Source organism: Advenella mimigardefordensis DPN7 (assembly GCF_000521505.1).
GTDB classification, from domain to species: domain Bacteria; phylum Pseudomonadota; class Gammaproteobacteria; order Burkholderiales; family Burkholderiaceae_B; genus Advenella; species Advenella mimigardefordensis.
Window position 1 is genome coordinate 2,554,395 of sequence record NZ_CP003915.1, and the last position, 22,116, is coordinate 2,576,510.

Sequence of the window (22,116 nt, forward strand, 5' to 3'; positions counted from 1 at the left end):
TCAAGGCAAATCCATCAAAGGAATCCGATAGAAAACCAGGGTACAAACGCAATCACAAATGTCGTTATTAGAAGAACCGCCAGATACAGCCACATCTTCGGAATAACCTTGTCCGGATTCACTTTGCTGATCGCGCTGGCTGAATAAAAGCCCACCCCCAGCGGTGGCGCGAACAATCCAATACCCATAGCCAGAATAATCACAATCGCGTAATGCACCTCATGAATATGCATGGCGCGGGCTGCCGGGAAAATCAAGGGTCCGAACAGCACAATGGCGGGAATGCCCTCCAGGACGCTGCCGAGTATAACGAACAGTACAATACTCACCGTCATGAATCCGAATACGCCACCCGGAATATGCGTCATGAAATCAACCAGTGTGGTTGAAAACCCGGACTGGGTCAGCGCCCAGGCCATGGCCGTGGCGACACCAATAATCAGCAAAATGGCGCCGGAAAGCGAGGTGGCCTCTACCAGCATTGGATAAATACGTGATTTTTCTAAGCCACCAATAGCCAATTGCATAATGACCGCATAAATAATGACATACACGATCCCGATAGACGCAACCTCGGTTGCCGTGGCAACCCCTTCGACCACGCACACGCGAATAATAATCGGCAGCACCAGCACCGGTAACGCCCACAGGAAAGTGCGGCCGATCTCAGCAGCCCTGGCACGCTCACGCGTATCCTGCGCGGCCTTGCGCGACTTCAGATAGCAGACCAGAGCGATCGCCAGCGTACACACCAGCGCCGGCACCAGACCACCAATAAACAGCGCACTAATGGATACCCCACAAACGGCGCCAATCGTAATCAACACCAGGCTGGGCGGAATCGTCTCGGTCATCGCTCCGGTGGCAGAGAGCAACGCCGCCAGATCATTCTCGTCAGCACCCTTGCGCTTCATTTCCGGGAACAGGGCCGGGGCAACCGCAGCCATGTCTGCCACCTTGGAGCCGGAAATCCCGGAAACCAAAAACATGGCGCCGAGCAGGACGTAATTGAGCCCGCCACGAATATGACCTAACACAGATGACATAAAATCAATGAGCTTGCGCGCCATGCCGCTAATCTGCAGCAGCACGCCCAGCACCACAAACAGCGGAACGGCCAGCAGCACCAGATGCGAGGCGCCTTCATCAATCCGCGTCACCACAATGGATGGCGGCACTTCAGCAATATTAACGATATAGGCCAGCGTAGCGATGCCGAAGCAAAAAGCGATGGGTACCCCACTCATGACACACGCGCCCAGTACCAGTACAAAAAATACGATCAGGTTAAGATTGCCGATGTCGTACAAAAAGTCGGCAAAAAACCAAAGCGCATAACCGACCACCGCGATCACGGCGGCAGCGGACAAAATGTCCTGCCAGCGTGAGTGTGTCAGCAGATGGCTGACGGCAATAAACGCAAACAGGCACATACCCACGGGAATCGCCATTGCCCGATAGCCATCCGGAATATTGAGCGCAGGCGAAGTTACCACCATCTGCCCGCCGGCATGATGAAAGCCGGGCCCGATCAGATAGGCGGCAAACAGCAGTATGATCAGCAGTCCCAGTGTTTCGAACCAGTGCTGGGCCCGTTTGGAAAACCGCGTGACCACCGCAGTCAGCCGCATATGTTCGTGCCGGTCCAGCGCCAGCGCGGCGCCAAACATACACAACCAGATAAAGACCGACTGCGCCAGTTCATCGGACCAGATAATTGGCTTATGCAGAAAATAGCGAAACACCACGCCGGTAAACAGTAATGCCGATTCGAACACCAGCATGACGACAGCCAGCAAACCAACCAGTCGCATCACAGCGTTCTTGACCGCGATAACCGTTCTGGAAAGCACATGGGTATTAACGCCAGCCGACTGGCTGGCAATACTTACACTCAAGACAAGGCTCCGGTAAATTGCTCCAGTTTTGACCAAAGCGGATCACCAAAGGTTTTTTTCCATTCTTCGTAAAAACCGGCTTCCTTGAGCTTGCCGCGGAAAGCGTTGGTGTCTACTTCATTAAAAGCCATACCCTTGCCCTCCAGCGTCTGTTTCACGGTCAGACTCAGTTTAGCCAGGTCGTCCCGTTCTTTAAGACTGGCGTCCATCACGTGTTTGCGAATCACGTCCTGGATCTCTTTGGGCACTTTTGCCAGGTTGTCCCGGTTGGCCAGAAACCAGAAACCATCCCACATGTGATTGCTCTGAGAGGCATATTTCTGCACTTCATATAGCTTGGCCGTTTCGATCAGCGTAATGGGATTTTCCTGACCATCGGCAATATGCGTCTGTAACGCCGAATAGGTTTCGGCAAAATTGATGGTTGTAGGCGATGCCCCCAGGCTTTTGAACATGGACGTCCACAACGGGCTTGGCGGAACACGCAGTTTGACGCTATTTAAGTCGTCTGGTGTTTTAACTGGTTTGGAACTGGTCGTAATAATCCTGAAGCCATTGTCCCAGATCTTGTCAAAAGCAGTCAGGTTTGACCCTTTCTCAATTTCCTCGCGTACGGCCGCACCCAGATCGCCGTCCATCGCCTTCCAGACCTGGTCGTAATCCTTGAAAGCAAAACCAATACCGGAAATCTGCGTTCTGGAAATCAGGGTGCCCATGATAATGGGCGACAGCGTAAAAAAGTCGACAGCCCCGGCGCGGATCTGAGAGAGTGTATCGGTATCATTACCTAGCTGGCTGCTCGGATAGACACGAATATCTACTGCACCATCCGTTTCTTTTTTGATGGCCTCAACCATTTCCTTGGCGCGGATATTCAGGGGATGGGATACAGGCAGGTTATTGGCAAATTTGAGCCGAAAATCGGCGCGGCGCGCCAGAATCACATCTGAATAGCTCAACCCGAAAGCAGATGCCGCCGTGACAGCGGATATTGATTTCAGAAAACTTCTACGTTTTACAGCAGCCATTATTCCCTCCTCCAGGACTAAATATGCTCGATATCTGGAAATGCGTATTGTCGTAAATGACGTTCTTGTCTCTATATTGGTGCTGCCGCCGCCAGGTGATCCTGCTTACTTCCACCCGGCAGTCGCGCTTGTCTGTTGTGTGATCACATCTCTTATAGCACAGATATTGCATTTATTTTGATGAATTTTCAACAGGGGTATGCCCGAATTGTTCCGGGGCAAATTGGATCCTGCAGTTGCTAGGTGCCTGCCCGTCTGCCGAAATGGCGGGTTGCTACCTGCTCCCCGGAATCAAACATGAGTGCGCGCTCCGGCCAACGCATCGCGGCCAGCCGGGTTTGTCCCGGCGGCACTTTCCCGGAGCGTTCCAGAAACCGGGCACCGACGCAATAATCAAGACAGAATACATTGCCACCTTCCCCGTGCCAGTCGCACGGCGCCACACCGTCAAACAGGTCACGGCCACGCGATAGCGCCCCGGCCGGTCTATCCTGAGGATTGCGCCAGTAGTGGCCGATTAGAACAGGCACCGCTTCCGTATAGGTGTCCCACCAGCGTGCCCGTTGCACAAAGCGCCATTCTCCCCCGCTGAAAAAGGTCTCGCTATCGGCCATTTCAACACCGGACGTCAAGACCCGAATAGGATTGGCCATTTGCCGCAACTCCCGCATATAAGCTGTTGCGCCCAGAAAAGGAACAGCCTGCGCCGCGTCGGAAATATGCTCCCGCCATTGCTTTTGCTCGGCCAGGTAATCCTGAAACCGGCTATCGCTGCGGATGAGATCGCTGGTCTGCTGTTCTCTCGCATTGAAATATTCAACTATGGATGGCAGCGTATGCGTACCGAGCTCGTTAAAAGAAGGCGTATGCCAGGCTGCATGCACCACACGCAACTGGCTGTTGCAGGCGATAATGGGCAGGCTGGCGAAAAAGTCCAGCATGGGTTGCCGCTCGGCGGCCGAAAGGGCCCTCATACTGCCAAATTTGTGGTCATCCGCTGCGGTTTCGTTCCAGAACCAGCTATTGCCGTCCTTGCGCAGTCCACGCAGAATATTCAGTTCGTGGTTGCCCAAAACACAAATTGCATTGCCGGCATTCACCATGTCCTGCACCTGCCTGACCACTGCAGGACTATCGGGCCCGCGATCACATAAATCACCTATAAAGACCAGTTTACGCCCTTCCGCATGGTGGCCCAGGTTGTCATATCCCAGGTGCTGCAGCAATTGCCTTAGCGCTTCATATTCACCATGAATATCACCAACAATATCCAAAGGCCCGGACGGCAGCGGCACGACAGGTTGATATGTATGTAGCAGGTTCATTGTATTTTGTTGCCATTGAAGAAAAAGACGCATGCAGAAATAAAGGCTGCATCGTATCAATCAGGGATGACGGCTGCACCAGGCAGGAATGGCGGCTGCGCGTAACCACGCTGAATCGCACTAAATATATCGGGCTAGTTGACGGTTGAATATAACTCAACATTTCATGCAAGCCGGTCCGGGACTGTCATCCGCGGATAACATTCTACCGAATTCACACCATTTAGCAGCACCACGACGGCCAGAGCCGCATTGCCTTTGCGCCCTGTAAACCAACTGAAACCATTGCGCTACCTGTTCACATGATCGGGTAACGCTTTGAAATGCGGTTAACGCTTCAGAAACGCTCATCGCTCACCCTTGCCGTAATATGGAAATCGTTATCAACCTTGTGTTCGGGAGTAGAAAAATGAAACTGCTAAGCACAACCGCAATTTTTTTATCTCTTATTCTTTTGTCTGGCTGCATCATTCACGACCATGGCAGGGGTGGCCGCTGGGGTCACAGAGATGGTTACTACGATCGTCATTCCTATTATGACAGCGACCGTTCTTATTATGGACGTGGACGCGGTCATTATCGCCGCTGGTAAGGCAAGTCTACCAGGCTGATACCTGATGGGGCATCTTTGCATATTGCACAAGACGCCCCGTATCAGTCAGAAAAGCCGGATCATTAAGCTTTGGCGGCGACGATCACACTTGAGGCCTTGAAGATTGCCGTTGCTTTTACGCCAGTGGCCAGGCCCAGATTGTCAAAACTGGTGTTGGTGACAACTGCGCTGATCTTAACGTTGTTCCCGGCATCCATCACCACTTCCGAGTTCACGGCACCTTTGCTCACTTCGGTAATGGTGCCAGTCAGCTGATTTCTGGCGGAAAAAACCAGTCCGTCGACATCAGTCGCCATAACGATAGACGATGCCTTGATCAGCGCAAATACCTCCGCGCCTTCAGTCAGACGCAGATTCTGCGTGCTGCTTTCCGTAATAATGGCAACAATGTCCTGATCCGGGGAGATAGAGATAACAATTTCGTCATTCACCGCACCCGTACGGATGAATTTGATTTTCCCTGGGAACTGATTTCGCGCGCTGATTTTCATTTGATATCCACTGATAGAATATTTACAACGGGCATTTTATCAAACATGCAGTGTTTCCCTACATGCCCACATGGACAGCAGCAACCAGAGCGAATAATAAGCGTTCAGTTTGACGTCCTGCTATGCCTATTTCCGGCACCACCCTATTTCTTGTATAAATGACGCCCAAGAACCAGACCAACCGCAGCCGCTGCCAGCAGCGCACCCAGCGGATTGCTGCGGGTGCCATCAACAAGGCAGTCCAGGAACGAATTCACGGTATAGGCAGCATGGCCCGAAGCCTGTCGTATTTTTCCTTCTGCTTCCATTTCCGGATCATCAAAAACATCGCCCAGAGCCGATTGGCCTTTTCCTGCAAGTTCTTCAGCTTTACTCTTGATTGTATTCACACTTGTCATAGATTCACCTTTCAGCGGAGAAAAGAGGCTATTTGTCCGCATAAATATATGAAAAACCGCCTCTGTCTATATCTTTAACATAGATTGGCGATCTTGATGATGAATCTTGACAAGGATTAACGATAACGTTTTGGAGGCTGTCAGACGATACCGCGACAAAGCGACAACCGGATTTCTTATATATTTCTTGCGGCGCAGCAATGCTGCGCAAGCCGTAGTTAGCCGGCTTGCGCAAAACCGGGTTTATCTGGCAGAAGGTAGATTTGCAGCGCTTACCACTTTGAATGTTACCCGGCGATTAGGCGACAGGCAGCTAATCAGTGCGGTCCGACTCATCGACTTATCACACTGTGCAAACGCCGTCGTCTCACCTGCCCCTTGGGCACTCATAATGCTTAGCGGAATCCCCAACGTCCCCAGGTATTGCCTGACCGTTGACGCCCGTCTTTGGGAAAGGCTGCGATTGTAGCTCTCGGAGCCAAGCGGGTCGGTATATCCCGTTATCTCAATCGACTCTATCGCACCCAACTGGGCAATATTGCGTGCCAGATTCTGCAATTTTTCCTTGCCGGACGCGGTCAGATTTTTCAGATCTGACTTATCGAAAGCAAATACACCATCTGCCGCCAAATCGAATTGTTGTACTGCTCGCTTGCTTTGTGCATGACCAAGGCGACATAAAGCATTCGGCTCGCCAACCGGGCGCATAAAGAAGCTCTGCGCCCGATGATCCTTGTCAAACAATACTTTGAATTGACATGTGGTTACGCTGTTTTTACCATTTTTTGAAGTGTGGAAATTAAATAAATAGTCCCATTCCCGTACGCCAAAAAATCCTTCTCTGAAATGTGGGCGTCCCAGCAGGTAGTAAAGCTGATCTTTGGTCATGCCAGCCTTAACCTCGTTCAATGAGCTGCGATTGGGAAACGTACCCTGGCCATCATTGAAGGTTACCCTCCCTGGTTCCGGAAACACGGGATTGTCCGTCGTACCATCTGCGGCGACATTACTAAGTGACGAACATCCGCCCAGAAACAGACTGGCAGCCAACACTGTTGCCACAACTACACTTTTGCTTGTTGAATATTTCATCATCATCCAAAATCATTCATCTGTTAATCTGCAGCCCCGGCCACGGCCGGGGCTATCTTTAGATCGACTGGCTTACCATTGATAGCCAACACCCGCGCCAACCATCGTTTTGCCACGTGTATTGCCACTTACGCTACCCTTGATGATCCAGTTGCCGTTTTCGGATACCTTGGATAGACCGGCAGCAAAACCTTGCTGGCCAACATATCGGGCGGTTGCCAGAGCAAACATGCTCTTGCCTGGCAAGTAGGCTTGCGGCAGGTTCGCCATGGCACCTGCAGTTGCGCTACCGGCATTGGCATCCTTGGCCACACGGTCCAGATTGCCTTGCAGACGGTTAAGTGCCGTAGCCGTACCACCAGCCAGACTGTGCAACTGACCACCAGTGACTGCGTCCGTACTACCTTCGGCAATCTCGCCTGGCTTCAGATTGGTGATTGGCTTGCCAGCTGCGTCAATACCAGACTGGGTCATGGCAGGGCCATCGATCACGCCAAGATAGGATTTGGCAGAGATCGCATCCCCTTCCATTCGGTCAGCCCTGATCGACTCGAAGGTCACGTTCGGCGCCGTAGCAACAGTAATCTGGTTGCCATCCCGGGTCAGCTCGATATTGCGTCCCTGGTTGAAGCCTACGGTCGAACCAGCCGCGACTTTCTGCGGCGTATCGTTATTCAGCTGCAATTGCCATCCGCGATCGGCAACTTCACCAATGCCACTTAACGCATCAGCTACGTTGTGGTAGGTGTTATTACCAACGTGGAAGGTCGAATCAAGCTTGCCGGTTTCAGCATTGAAGCGTGTATCGCCACCCAATGTGCTGGCAATACTCTCGCCAAGGCCGTAGAGCTGTTGCCCATTGACGGCCTGCAGGCTGTCTGCGGAAAGCTTCGCCTTGGCCACATTGTTCAAGCTAACCGGCGCACTTGCGTCCTGACCCACCAATGTGACTGAGTTGGTCTTGCCAAACGGATCGGCCACTGGCGCATTATTACCATTCGCCTGATTGGTCTGGGTATATTGCAGTGGCGAGCTGGCTGCAGACACACTAACGGTGGATACACCATTTTGCTCTGTCACGCCGACTCTGGTATGCGCATTGCCGGCAACAAAGCGAACCTGTTCGCCCGTAGCCACATTTGCAACAATACCGTCAGATCCGGCGATGTCCCAACCGCGTCGTGCAATCGCACCAACATTGCTGTTGATTGCATCCAGAGCGCCGTTCACACTCGTGAACCGCTGGTCGCCCACTTTCAGCGCAGCTGTAATTTCACCAGTCTCGGGATCAAAAGTGCTATCCCCACCGAAAGCGGCTGCGGTGCTGCTGCCCACTTTGAACAACTGGCTGGCATTGACCGCGTCTTTGCTATCTTTGGACAGCGTACCTGCAGCCAGATTAGTCAGTTTCTTGTCTTTCAGATCAAGACCCGTACTGCTCAGGACAGGGCCGCCATTGTTAATAGTCAGGCTATCAGCCGTCAGATTAGCTGCGGTGGCAAACGTCAGCTCGTTACCGTTGCGGGTTACGTTGATGTTTGTACCGTCGATGAACTTGACGGTATCACCGGGAGCCACTTTGCTGGCGGTGTCACCATTGGCTTGCAGATTGAAGCCTTTAGACGCCACTTCCGTAGTCGCAGCCAGTGTAGAGTTCAGATCACCCAGCGCATCGTTCACGTTAGTGAAGTTCTTCTCTCCCACTTTCAGTGATGGTGTAACCACACCTGTAGCTGGATCGAATGCGCTGTCACCACCGAAGGCAGATGCTGTGCTGTTGCCAACTGCGAACAACTGACTACCGTTGACAGCATCTTTACTGTCTGCTGCCAATGTGCCGGCTGCCACATTGGTCAGTTTCTTGTCTTTCAGATCAAGACCTGTGCTACTCAGGACAGGGCCGCCGTTGTTAATAGTCAGGCTATCAGCCGTCAGATTAGCTGTGGTGGCAAACGTCAGCTCGTTACCGTTGCGGGTTACGTTGATGTTTGTACCGTCGATGAACTTGACGGTATCACCGGGAGCCACTTTGCTGGCGGTGTCACCATTGGCTTGCAGATTGAAGCCTTTAGACGCCACTTCCGTAGTCGCAGCCAGTGTAGAGTTCAGATCACCCAGCGCATCGTTCACGTTAGTGAAGTTCCTCTCTCCCACTTTCAGTGATGGTGTAACCACACCCGTAGCTGGATCGAATGCGCTGTCACCACCGAAGGCAGATGCTGTGCTGTTGCCAACTGCGAACAACTGACTACCGTTGACAGCATCTTTACTGTCTGCTGCCAATGTGCCGGCTGCCACATTGGTCAGTTTCTTGTCTTTCAGATCAAGACCTGTGCTACTCAGGACAGGGCCGCCGTTGTTAATAGTCAGGCTATCAGCCGTCAGATTAGCTGTGGTGGCAAACGTCAGCTCGTTACCGTTGCGGGTTACGTTGATGTTTGTACCGTCGATGAACTTGACGGTATCACCGGGAGCCACTTTGCTGGCGGTGTCACCATTGGCTTGCAGATTGAAGCCTTTAGACGCCACTTCCGTAGTCGCAGCCAGTGTAGAGTTCAGATCACCCAGCGCATCGTTCACGTTAGTGAAGTTCTTCTCACCGACTTTGAGCGATGGAGTTACCACACCTGTAGCAGGATCGAAGGCACTGTCACCACCGAAGGCCGATGCTGTGCTGTTGCCTACAGCGAACAACTGACTACCGTTGACAGCATCTTTGCTGTCTGCGGCCAATGTACCGGCTGCCACATTGGTCAGTTTCTTGTCTTTCAGGTCAATGCCGGTGCTACCCAGTACTGGACCACCGTTATTGATCGTCAGGCTGTCGGCGGTGAGGTTCGCAGCAGTACCAATCGTCAGATCGTTACCATTGCGCGTTACGTTGATGTTCGTACCATCAAGGAACTGCACTTTATCGCCGGGAGCCACTTTAGTTGCAGTATCCCCATTGGCTTGCAGGTTGAAGCCTTTAGATGCCACTTCCGTAGTCGCAGCCAGTGTAGTGCTCAGATCACCCAAGGCATCATTCACGTTGGTGAAGTTCTTCTCTCCCACTTTCAGTGATGGTGTAACCACACCTGTAGCAGGATCGAAGGCACTATCACCACCGAAGGCCGAGGCTGTGCTGTTACCTACAGCGAACAACTGGCCGGCGTTAACACCATCTTTGCTGTCTGCAGCTAATGTGCCCGCACCAACGTTCGTGAGCTTCTTGTCTTTCAGATCAATGCCGGTGCTGCCCAGTACTGGACCACCGTTATTGATCGTCAGGCTGTCGGCTGTCAGCGCAGATGTTGTGGCGATCGTCAGATCGTTACCATTGCGGGTTACGTTGATGCTCGTACCATCAAGGAACTGCACTTTATCGCCGGGAGCCACTTTAGTTGCAGTATCCCCATTGGCTTGCAGGTTGAAGCCTTTAGATGCCACTTCCGTAGTCGCAGTCAGTGTAGTGTTCAGATCACCCAAGGCATCATTCACGTTGGTGAAGTTCTTCTCTCCCACTTTCAGTGATGGTGTAACCACACCTGTAGCAGGATCGAAGGCACTGTCACCACCGAAGGCCGATGCTGTGCTGTTGCCTACAGCGAACAACTGACTACCGTTGACAGCATCTTTGCTGTCTGCGGCCAATGTACCGGCTGCCACATTGGTCAGTTTCTTGTCTTTCAGGTCAATGCCGGTGCTACCCAGTACTGGACCACCGTTGTTGATCGTCAAGCTGTCGGCTGTCAGCGCAGATGTTGTGGCGATCGTCAGATCGTTACCATTGCGGGTTACGTTGATGTTCGTACCATCAAGGAACTGCACTTTATCGCCGGGAGCCACTTTAGTTGCAGTATCCCCATTGGCTTGCAGGTTGAAGCCTTTAGATGCCACTTCCGTAGTCGCAGTCAGTGTAGTGTTCAGATCACCCAAGGCATCATTCACGTTGGTGAAGTTCTTCTCTCCCACTTTCAGTGATGGTGTAACCACACCTGTAGCAGGATCGAAGGCACTGTCACCACCGAAGGCCGATGCTGTGCTGTTGCCTACAGCGAACAACTGACTACCGTTGACAGCATCTTTGCTGTCTGCGGCCAATGTACCGGCTGCCACATTGGTCAGTTTCTTGTCTTTCAGGTCAATGCCGGTGCTACCCAGTACTGGACCACCGTTGTTGATCGTCAAGCTGTCGGCTGTCAGCGCAGATGTTGTGGCGATCGTCAGATCGTTACCATTGCGGGTTACGTTGATGTTCGTACCATCAAGGAACTGCACTTTATCGCCGGGAGCCACTTTAGTTGCAGTATCCCCATTGGCTTGCAGGTTGAAGCCTTTAGATGCCACTTCCGTAGTCGCAGTCAGTGTAGTGTTCAGATCACCCAAGGCATCATTCACGTTAGTGAAGTTCTTCTCACCGACTTTGAGCGAAGGAGTTACCACGCCCGTAGCAGGATCGAAGGCACTGTCACCACCGAAGGCCGATGCTGTGCTGTTGCCGACTGCGAACAACTGACTACCGTTGACAGCATCTTTGCTGTCTGCGGCCAATGTACCGGCTGCCACATTGGTCAGTTTCTTGTCTTTCAGATCAAGACCTGTACTGCTCAGGACCGGTCCGCCATTGTTGATGGTCAGGCTATCTGCCGTCAGGTTAGCTGCGGTGGCAAACGTCAGATCGTTACCATTGCGGGTTACATTAATATTAGTGCCGTCAAGGAATTGAACCTTATCGCCGGGCGCAACTTTAGTTGCAGTATCCCCATTGGCCTGCAGGTTGAAGCCTTTAGATGCTACTTCCGTAGTCGCAGCCAGTGTAGTGTTCAGATCACCCAGCGCATCATTCACGTTAGTGAAGTTCTTCTCACCGACTTTGAGCGAAGGAGTTACCACGCCCGTAGCAGGATCGAAGGCACTGTCACCACCGAAGGCCGATGCTGTGCTGTTGCCGACTGCAAACAGCTGGCTGGCGTTAACACCGTCTTTACTGTCTGCTGCCAATGTACCGGCTGCCACATTAGTCAGTTTCTTGTCTTTCAGATCAAGACCTGTACTGCTCAGGACAGGGCCGCCGTTGTTGATCTTCAGACTGTCGGCTGTCAGCGCTGAAGTGGTCGCGATCGTCAGGTCGTTACCATTGCGGGTTACGTTGATGTTCGTACCATCAAGGAACTGCACTTTATCGCCGGGAGCCACTTTGCTGGCGGTGTCACCATTGGCCTGAAGGTTCCAACCTTTAGAGGCTTCAGCCGTGGTATTTTCCAGGGTGGTGTTCAGGTCACCCAAAGCTTCGTTCACGTTGGTGAAGTTCTTCTCACCGACTTTGAGCGAAGGAGTTACCACGCCCGTAGCTGGATCGAAGGCACTGTCACCACCGAAGGCCGATGCTGTGCTGTTGCCGACTGCAAACAGCTGGCTGGCGTTAACACCGTCTTTACTGTCTGCTGCCAATGTGCCGGCTGTCAGATTAGTCAGTTTCTTGTCTTTCAGATCAAGACCTGTGCTGCTCAGGACAGGGCCGCCGTTGTTAATAGTCAGGCTATCTGCCGTCAGCGCAGGTGCAGTCGCGATCGTCAGGTCGTTACCATTGCGGGTTACGTTGATGTTAGTACCATCAAGGAACTGCACTTTATCGCCAGGAGCCACTTTAGTAGCAGTATCCCCATTGGCCTGCAGATTCCAACCTTTATTGGCTTCAGCTGTGGTATTTGCCAGGGTGGTGTTCAGGTCACCCAGGGCGTCGTTCACGTTGGTGAAATTCTTCTCACCGACTTTGAGCGATGGAGTTACCACGCCCGTAGCTGGATCGAAGGCACTGTCACCACCGAAGGCCGATGCTGTGCTGTTGCCGACGGCGAACAACTGACTACCGTTGACAGCATCTTTACTGTCTGCAGCCAATGTACCGCCTGCCACATTGGTCAGTTTCTTGTCTTTCAGATCGATGCCCGTGCTACCCAGTACTGGACCACCGTTATTGATCGTCAGAGTATCGGCTGTGAGGTTCGCAGCAGTGCCAATCGTCAGATCGTTACCATTGCGAGTTACATTAATATTAGTGCCGTCAAGGAATTGAACCTTATCGCCAGGGGCAACCTTGCTGGCGGCATCTCCATTGGCTTGCAGGTTCCATCCTTTTGAGGCTTCAGCCGTGGTATTTTCCAGGGTGGTGTTCAGATCACCCAGGGCGTCGTTCACGTTGGTGAAGCTCTTCTCTCCTACTTTGAGCGAAGGAGTTACCACGCCCGTAGCTGGATCGAAGGCACTGTCACCACCGAGGGCCGATGCCGTGCTGTTGCCGACGGCGAACAACTGGCTGGCATTAACACCGTCTTTGCTGTCTGCAGCTAATGTGCCCGCACCAACGTTCGTGAGCTTCTTATCTTTCAGATCGATGCCGGTGCTACCCAGCACTGGACCACCGTTGTTGATCGTCAAGCTGTCGGCTGTCAGCGCAGATGTTGTGGCGATCGTCAGATCGTTACCATTGCGGGTTACGTTGATGTTGGTGCCGTCAAGGAACTGCACTTTATCACCTGGCGCAACTTTAGTTGCGGTATCCCCATTGGCTTGCAGATTCCAGCCCTTGCCGGCTTCGGCCAACGCATTGTCAGCCGTGGCTTTCACGCTATCCAGTTGAGAGAAGTTCACTGCATCGCCGGCTTCTGTACCATCAGCCAGACCTGCGATTTTCTTATTGCCCATGGCAATGCCATTGCCATTCAGCGCAGGGCCACCATTGTTGATGGTCAGGCTATCAGCAGTGAGGTTAGCTGCAGTGCCAATTGTCAGATCGTTACCGCTGCGCGTTACGGTGATGTTGGTACCATCAAGGAACTGCACTTTGTCGCCAGGAGCCACTTTGCTGGCGGTATCGCCGTTGGCTTGCAGATTCCATCCTTTAGAGGCTTCAGCCGTGGTATTTGCCAGGGTGGTGTTCAGCTCACCCAGGGCTTCGTTCACGTTGCTGAAGTTCTTCTCACCGACTTTGAGCGAAGGAGTTACCACGCCCGTAGCGGGATCGAAGGCACTGTCACCACCGAGGGCAGATGCTGTGCTGTTGCCGACTGCAAACAGCTGGCTGGCATTAACACCGTCTTTGCTGTCTGCTGCTAATGTGCCCGCACCAACGTTCGTGAGCTTCTTGTCTTTCATATCAAGACCTGTACTGCTCAGGACCGGTCCGCCATTGTTGATGGTCAGGCTATCTGCCGTCAGCCCAGGTGCGGTCGCGATCGTCAGATCGTTACCATTGCGGGTTACGTTGATGTTTGTACCGTCGATGAACTTGACGGTATCACCGGGAGCCACTTTGCTGGCGGTGTCATCATTGGCTTGCAGGTTGAAGCCTTTAGATGCTACTTCCGTAGTCGCAGCCAGTGTAGTGTTCAGATCACCCAAGGCATCATTCACGTTGGTGAAGTTCTTCTCTCCCACTTTCAGTGATGGTGTAACCACACCTGTAGCAGGATCGAAGGCACTGTCACCACCGAAGGCCGAGGCTGTGCTGTTGCCGACGGCATACAGCTGGCTGGCGTTAACACCGTCTTTACTGTCTGCAGCTAATGTGCCCGCACCAACGTTCGTGAGCTTCTTGTCTTTCAGATCGATGCCGGTGCTACCCAGTACTGGACCACCGTTGTTGATCGTCAAGCTGTCGGCTGTCAGCGCAGATGTTGTGGCGATCGTCAGATCGTTACCATTGCGGGTTACATTGATGTTCGTGCCATCAAGAAACTGCACTTTGTCGCCAGGAGCCACTTTGCTGGCGGTATCGCCGTTGGCTTGCAGATTCCATCCTTTTGAGGCTTCAGCCGTGGTATTTTCCAGGGTGGTGTTCAGATCACCCAGGGCGTCGTTCACGTTGGTGAAGCTCTTCTCTCCTACTTTGAGCGAAGGAGTTACCACGCCCGTAGCTGGATCGAAGGCACTGTCACCACCGAGGGCCGATGCCGTGCTGTTGCCGACGGCGAACAACTGGCTGGCATTAACACCGTCTTTGCTGTCTGCAGCTAATGTGCCCGCACCAACGTTCGTGAGCTTCTTGTCTTTCAGATCGATGCCGGTGCTACCCAGTACTGGACCACCGTTGTTGATCGTCAAGCTGTCGGCTGTCAGCGCTGAAGTGGTCGCAATCGTCAGATCGTTACCATTGCGGGTTACGTTGATGTTGGTGCCGTCAAGGAACTGCACTTTATCACCTGGCGCAACTTTAGTTGCGGTATCCCCATTGGCTTGCAGATTCCAGCCCTTGCCGGCTTCGGCCAACGCATTGTCAGCCGTGGTTTTCACGCTATCCAGTTGAGAGAAGTTCACTGCATCGCCGGCTTCTGTACCATCAGCCAGACCTGCGATTTTCTTATTGCCCATGGCAATGCCATTGCCATTCAGTGCAGGGCCACCATTGTTGATGGTCAGGCTATCAGCAGTGAGGTTAGCTGCAGTGCCAATTGTCAGATCGTTACCGCTGCGCGTTACGGTGATGTTGGTACCGTCAAGGAATTGCACTTTATCGCCAGGAGCCACTTTGCTTGCAGTATCGCCATTGGCTTGCAAGTTCCAGCCCTTGCTGGCTTCGGCCATGGCATTGGCTGCCTGAGTCGCGGCATTGTCAGCCGTGGTTTTCACGCCGTCCAATTGTGAGAAATTCACTGCATCGCCGGCTTCTGTGCCATCAGCCAGGCCGGTGATTTTCTTGTTGCCCATGGCAATGCCATTACCATTCAGTGCTGGGCCACCATTGTTGATGGTCAGGCTATCGGCCGTCAGCACAGGTGTGGTGGCGATCGTCAGATCGTTACCGCTGCGGGTTACGTTGATGTTAGTGCCGTCAAGGAACTGCACTTTATCGCCAGGAGCCACTTTGCTTGCAGTATCGCCGTTAGCTTGCAGGTTCCATCCTTTGCTGGCTTCGGCCATAGCATTGCCAGCCTGCGTAGCGGCATTGTCAGCCGTGGTTTTCACGCCGTCCAATTGTGAGAAATTCACTGCATCGCCGGCTTCTGTGCCATCAGCCAGACCTGTGATTTTCTTGTTACCCATGGCAATGCCATTGCCGTTCAGTACAGGGCCACCATTGTTGATAGTCAGGCTATCAGCCGTCAGCGCAGATGTGGTGGCGATCGTCAGATCGTTACCGCTGCGGGTTACGTTGATGTTAGTGCCGTCAAGGAACTGCACTTTATCGCCAGGAGCCACTTTGCTTGCAGTATCGCCGTTAGCTTGCAGGTTCCATCCTTTGCTGGCTTCGGCCATAGCATTGCCAGCCTGCGTAGCGGCATTGTCAGCCGTGGTTTTCACGCCGTCCAATTGTGAGAAATTCACTGCATCGCCGGCTTCTGTGCCATCAGCCAGGCCGGTGATTTTCTTGTTGCCCATGGCAATGCCATTACCATTCAGTGCTGGGCCACCATTGTTGATGGTCAGGCTATCAGCAGTGAGGTTAGCTGCAGTGCCAATCGTCAGATCGTTGCCATTGCGGGTTACATTAATATTAGTGCCGTCAAGGAATTGAACCTTATCGCCAGGGGCCACTTTGCTTGCAGTATCGCCATTGGCTTGCAGATTCCAGCCCTTGCTGGCTTCAGTCATGGCATTGGCTGCCTGAGTTGCTGCGTTCCCTGCCTGAGTGGCGGCATTGTCAGCGACGGTCTTAACACCATCCAGTTGAGAGAAATTCACTGCATCGCCGGCTTCTGTGCCATCAGCCAGGCCGGTGATTTTCTTGTTGCCCATGGCAATGCCATTGCCATTCAGTGCAGGGCCACCATTGTTGATGGTCAGGCTATCAGCAGTGAGGTTAGCTGCAGTGCCAATCGTCAGATCGTTGCCATTGCGGGTTACATTAATATTAGTGCCATCAAGGAATTGAACCTTATCGCCAGGAGCCACTTTGCTTGCAGTATCGCCATTGGCTTGCAAGTTCCAGCCCTTGCTGGCTTCAGTCATGGCATTGGCTGCCTGAGTTGCTGCGTTCCCTGCCTGAGTGGCGGCATTGTCTGCGACGCTCTTAACACCATCCAGTTGAGAGAAATTCACTGCATCGCCGGCTTCTGTGCCATCAGCCAGACCAGTGATTTTCTTGTTGCCCATGGCAATGCCATTGCCATTCAGTGCAGGGCCACCATTGTTGATGGTCAGACTATCAGCCGTCAGCGCAGATGTGGTGGCGATCGTCAGATCGTTACCGCTGCGGGTTACGTTGATGTTAGTGCCGTCAAGGAACTGCACTTTATCGCCAGGAGCCACTTTGCTGGCAGTATCGCCGTTAGCTTGCAGGTTCCATCCTTTGCTGGCTTCGGTCATGGCATTGGCTGCCTGAGTCGCTGCGTTACCCGCTTGCGTCAGCGCATTACCAGCCTGTGTGGCTGCATTGTCTGCCGTTGTTTTAACAGCACCCAGTTGCGAGAAGTTTACGGCGTCGTTAGGTGCAGTACCATCAGCCAGACCTGCGATTTTCTTATTGCCCATGGCAATGCCATTGCCATTCAGCGCAGGGCCACCATTGTTGATGGTCAGACTATCAGCCGTCAGCGCAGATGTGGTGGCGATCGTCAGATCGTTACCGCTGCGGGTTACGTTGATGTTAGTGCCGTCAAGGAACTGCACTTTATCGCCAGGAGCCACTTTGCTGGCAGTATCGCCGTTAGCTTGCAGGTTCCAGCCTTTGCTGGCTTCTGTCATGGCATTGGCTGCCTGAGTCGCGGCGTTACCCGCTTGCGTCAGCGCATTACCAGCCTGTGTGGCTGCATTGTCTGCCGTTGTTTTAACAGCACTCAGTTGCGAGAAGTTTACGGCGTCGTTAGGTGCAGTACCATCAGCCAGACCTGCGATTTTCTTATTGCCCATGGCAATGCCATTGCCATTCAGCGCAGGGCCACCATTGTTGATGGTCAGACTATCAGCCGTCAGCGCAGGTGTGGTGGCGATCGTCAGATCTTTGCCGTTGCGCGTGACATTGATGTTGGTGCCATTCAAGAACTGAACCTTATCGCCAGGAGCCACTTTGCTTGCAGTATCGCCATTGGCTTGCAGGTTCCAGCCTTTGCTGGCTTCTGTCATGGCATTGGCTGCCTGAGTCGCGGCGTTACCCGCTTGCGTCAACGCATTACCAGCCTGTGTGGCTGCATTATCGGCCGTTGTTTTAACAGCACCCAGTTGCGAGAAGTTTACGGCGTCGTTAGGTGCAGTACCATTGGCAAGGCCGGTGATTTTCTTGTTGCCCATGGCAATGCCATTGCCATTCAGTATGGGACCACCATTGTTGATGGTCAGGCTATCGGCCGTCAGCGCAGGTGTGGTGGCGATCGTCAGATCTTTGCCGTTGCGCGTGACATTGATGTTGGTGCCATTCAAGAACTGAACCTTATCGCCAGGAGCCACTTTGCTTGCAGTATCGCCATTGGCTTGCAGGTTCCAGCCTTTGCTGGCTTCGGTCATGGCGTTGGTTGCCTGAGTAGCGGCGTTGCCCGCCTGAGTCGCTGCATTGTTGGCAATTGTTTTAACGCCATTCAATTGCGAAACGTTAACTGCATCTGCATCAGCCGTTCCGGCAGCCAAGCCAGTCACCTTTTTGTTATTCATATTCAGGCCGGCCGCACTCAGTTTCGGACCCGTTGTGCCTAGTTGCAGGCTGCCGTCTGCGCTCAGGTCCAGATCCTTTCTGAGCCTTACACTTAAATTTTTCCCGGATGGATCCGCCACGACACCAATCTGGTTAGTTAGCAGGCTATTCGGTGTGGTGACACCACCCGTAATATTCAAATTATCCCCGGACGGAACATTGATTTTTTTGTCGTCAGCAGCGGTTGATCCACTGCCATTGGCATCGCCAGAAAAGTTGATGCTACCACCACCGGTCTGCTTGGCCATCGCCGCATACAACTGGCTACCGTTGATAGCGTCGGTACTTGTCGCGGAAATTTCTCCAGATCCCACATTTTTGATCTGACGTTCACCACCGGACAAACCGACTGAGACCACCCGATCTGAATCACTGACTACACCCGCGAACCCGCTATATACAGTACCGCCGACGGTAGCGCTGCTGACGGCCGTCGCAGCGGCATCCGTAGTCGAACCAGTACCCAGGGCCACGCTTCGTGCCCGGGTAGCTCGCGACCACTCACCTAGCGCCATGGCACGATCGGCCATTGCACGGGCGCCACCGCCAAGCGCAATAGCACCAATTCCGTCGGCCTTTGTCAGTGATTCAGCCTGATAGGTAACCCCTTTTTGCCCGGCAACAGCCTCTATGCCAGTATCGGCACCACCAATGGCGATAGAACGCGGACCGAGAGCTGTGGCCGAGTGGCCGATAGCCAATGCAGACACACCCGTCGCAGCAGAAACATTACCGATAGCCTGCGCAAAATCCGCGGTTGCCACCGATTGGCGGCCAATCGCCAGGCTTGTATTGCCGGTAGCCAGTGTTCTGGGGCCGATAGCGACTGAAGATTTACCCTGAGCGCGTGCCCACACGCCGATTGCGGTAGCCAATTCGTCTACGGCATTTGACCGACCGCCCACCGCGATTGCCGATTTTCCCGCAGAAGCCGATTCGCCGATAGCGATGGATTGGGCTTCAAGCAGCCCTCCACTCGTGATTGTGGATTTGATCAGATCCGTTCGCTTTTCATACGGATTTTTTCGCTCCAGGATGGCAATGTTGCCGCTTGCTGCCTGTGCTCCGCAACCTACGGCAATACCTGCTACGTTCGTAGCAGTCGCTCCAGTGCCGCATCGGTTACTGGCAACCTCTGTACCGGGATTACTACTTGTTTTTAGCGGCGCGGCCATTACCGGTGATGCGAACATCCAAAGTCCGGCCAGATAAAAGGCAGTGGCCAGCTCGGTTAATTTCCAGCGACCTGTCGCAACGACGGCTGCCTGAACATTGCTTAACTGTTTTCCTGTTACATGAATACTTCCTGGTTTTGAAACTGCTGTTTTAGCAATTTCTGAGACGACAACCCAGTTTCTGGTGGCTGCATTCCAAATGACGCGAAAAATTTTATTCACAACAAAATCCTTAACTCAAATCCGAACCTGACAATCTGACTATTCATCCTCACTGACCGTTACGTCATGACCATTGTGTGGGCAGACCTAACGAACCCGCAAAACACCGGGGAATGACGGGCTGAGTACTACGTACCGCAAGTTTCGTGCGCGTCGGAATTGTGTATTTTTCTGCCCCAATAAAAATTAACGCAGATCAATTTTTTGAGTTAATTCACCAATATTGACGTTTTAAATCGGATGCAGCTCAGATGCTGTTGTAAAAAGGTTCTTCGTCGAATCGTCTCCAAATATTCCCGCCCTTTACTCAAAAGTTGCGAAATGCAGGGATCAATACGTTTTTAACTGGGACCGGCAAGTGTTTTTTAAAACAGTGTGGCCACTGTCTGAACCACGTACATTCAGCCAGCGTAATCTGCTGTGGCCTGTACCGCTCACCTGCTGTTCAGCGGAACGCTGTCAGCCAATTCATGACAACTGACATTGATACATTTTGTTAATTATTGCAGATGTAATTGACTTTGATTTAATTGTCTATGAAACCGATTGATCGCATAATTTGCTCACCACACATACAACAAAGGAAAGAGAAATGATCAAGCAATGTAGTGCAGAAGCATTTGGAACATTCTGGCTGGTCTTCGGTGGTTGCGGCAGCGCAGTACTCGCCGCTGGTTTTCCGGAATTGGGGATCGGGTTTGCTGGTGTAGCGCTGGCTTTCGGTTTAACCGTACTCACTATGGCCTACGCAGTAGGCCATATTTCTGGCGGGCACTTTAATCCGGCGGTCACACTAGGGCTGTTCGCTGGAGGACGCATCCCTGTTAGCACAGTTGTACCTTATATTATTTCTCAAGTGATAGGTGGCATACTGGCTGGCGGCGTACTGTATCTGATTGCCAGTGGAAAAGCAGGATTCGATGTCTCTGCCAGTGGATTCGCTTCTAACGGCTATGGCGAACACTCACCGGGAGGCTACTCACTCACTGCTGCGATTATTGCCGAGTTCGTACTTACGGCGTTCTTTTTGATTGTTATCCATGGCGCCACCGATAAGCGCGCACCGGCCGGTTTTGCACCTCTTGCCATTGGCCTGGCGCTAACATTGATTCACCTCATCAGCATCCCTGTCACCAACACCTCCGTTAACCCGGCACGAAGCACCGGCGTTGCGCTATTCCAGGGAGATTGGGCCTTATCACAACTGTGGGTTTTCTGGATCGTGCCTATTCTAGGCGCCATAGCGGGCGGTTTGATCTACCGTAACCTGTTGTCCGGGGACGAAAGATAATTCCCGCTAATACTGCAATCGGGACAGTGAAAAAACACGCCAGGCTTTACGATCACACTCACTACGGCGATGGCTGGTTGTACTGAAAGGATGTAAGTCCCGAATACAGATGAGGCTGGTCTGATAGGCAGTGCTTACCAGAACCAGCCTCGACGCAATCTGGACGATTGCGCCCTGTTCAGTCTTGCCGCTTCCGCCTCTGCGTAGTCTTTCTCGCCCGCCTCATACGGTCCTTCATACGAACAGCCGCCACGGTACCAGGCACACTCGCCGACTATAGAAGAACCCGAACGACCACCTCCTGAACATCCAGAAACAAGTGCGGCCAGGCATAGTATGAGGCTAAGTCGAAAACAACGATTGATGGGCATGGGGGGTGTACTCCTGGAGGCTCAAAAGAATTTATAAATACCAGCAAATTCTATCGATCATGTACAGAAAAATTCAAATGCAGCGTAACAAAATATGTATTTTGTTATATAAATGCTATATTTACGATATGAAAACCCGCAAGAACGCTATCTTGCGGCCTGACGCTTTACCGTTAAAGACAAATAAAGAGGCCAGGATGGACGATTCAAGTCAACAACATATACATTATCTCAAAACGTTAGAGAGCGAGTTTCAGCGCGAAGAAGCCGAGTTGCGCAGTTGGCTGGACACCAATGTAACAGATTTAGCATCTCGCAAGTGGTATCTGGAACGCCAGCGCGAAGATCATATCGCCCGAGGCAGAAGATACATTTGAGCGCCGTTCAAAGCACGCTCAGGCGGCGCGAAACGCTTCACATTTTGTTTAAAAAATACCTTTCATGGGTCTGTGCAGTTGTGATGCTTTCTAGTGTGATCGTGCCTCCTGCGATCGCACGAAACTATCCGTGCTCGGGATCAAAAGGAGGCATCTCCCATTGTCAGGGGAAAACGTTCATTTGCAATGATGGATCTGTAAGCGGATCAAAAAAGCATTGCTCGGCTCAA

At 52.6% G+C, this 22,116-nt stretch carries 9 protein-coding genes; 2 read left to right on the plus strand and 7 right to left on the minus strand.

Annotation, left to right across the window (positions count from 1 at the left end; genetic code table 11):
- Positions 1 to 14 precede the first annotated feature (14 nt).
- The 7 genes from MIM_RS11780 to MIM_RS11810 all read right to left on the minus strand — a co-directional run bounded on the left by MIM_RS11780 (position 15) and on the right by MIM_RS11810 (position 19,847).
- Complete coding sequence (locus MIM_RS11780) at positions 15 to 1,898, minus strand: TRAP transporter large permease (RefSeq protein ID WP_025372956.1); 1,884 nt, start codon at positions 1,896 to 1,898, stop codon at positions 15 to 17.
- Positions 1,895 to 2,926, minus strand: coding sequence for a TRAP transporter substrate-binding protein (locus MIM_RS11785; RefSeq protein WP_025372957.1), 1,032 nt, complete (start codon positions 2,924 to 2,926; stop codon positions 1,895 to 1,897). Before MIM_RS11785 ends, MIM_RS11780 begins: the two co-directional genes overlap by 4 nt.
- A gap of 239 nt (positions 2,927 to 3,165) precedes the next feature.
- On the minus strand, positions 3,166 to 4,251 hold the full coding sequence (locus MIM_RS11790; RefSeq protein ID WP_025372958.1) for a metallophosphoesterase: 1,086 nt from the start codon (positions 4,249 to 4,251) through the stop codon (positions 3,166 to 3,168).
- Positions 4,252 to 4,926: 675 nt separating this feature from the next.
- On the minus strand, positions 4,927 to 5,355 hold the full coding sequence (locus MIM_RS11795; RefSeq protein WP_025372959.1) for a TOBE domain-containing protein: 429 nt from the start codon (positions 5,353 to 5,355) through the stop codon (positions 4,927 to 4,929).
- 143 nt (positions 5,356 to 5,498) lie between these two features.
- Entirely contained in the window at positions 5,499 to 5,753 is a 255-nt protein-coding gene (locus MIM_RS11800) for a CsbD family protein (protein WP_025372960.1), read from the minus strand.
- Between the two features lie 243 nt (positions 5,754 to 5,996).
- On the minus strand, positions 5,997 to 6,851 hold the full coding sequence (locus MIM_RS11805; RefSeq protein WP_245592745.1) for an OmpA family protein: 855 nt from the start codon (positions 6,849 to 6,851) through the stop codon (positions 5,997 to 5,999).
- A 66-nt stretch (positions 6,852 to 6,917) separates the two neighbouring features.
- The gene (locus tag MIM_RS11810) at positions 6,918 to 19,847 is read right to left on the minus strand and encodes a YadA-like family protein (RefSeq protein WP_025372962.1); all 12,930 of its coding nucleotides are present in this window, start codon (positions 19,845 to 19,847) and stop codon (positions 6,918 to 6,920) included.
- A 592-nt stretch (positions 19,848 to 20,439) separates the two neighbouring features.
- Here MIM_RS11810 and aqpZ point away from each other — a divergent pair.
- Positions 20,440 to 21,138: an aquaporin Z gene (gene aqpZ, locus MIM_RS11815; protein ID WP_025372963.1), complete on the plus strand. Its 699-nt coding sequence runs from the start codon at positions 20,440 to 20,442 to the stop codon at positions 21,136 to 21,138.
- A 430-nt stretch (positions 21,139 to 21,568) separates the two neighbouring features.
- The gene (locus tag MIM_RS11820; protein WP_025372964.1) at positions 21,569 to 21,886 is read left to right on the plus strand and encodes a hypothetical protein; all 318 of its coding nucleotides are present in this window, start codon (positions 21,569 to 21,571) and stop codon (positions 21,884 to 21,886) included.
- Positions 21,887 to 22,116: the final 230 nt, after the last annotated feature.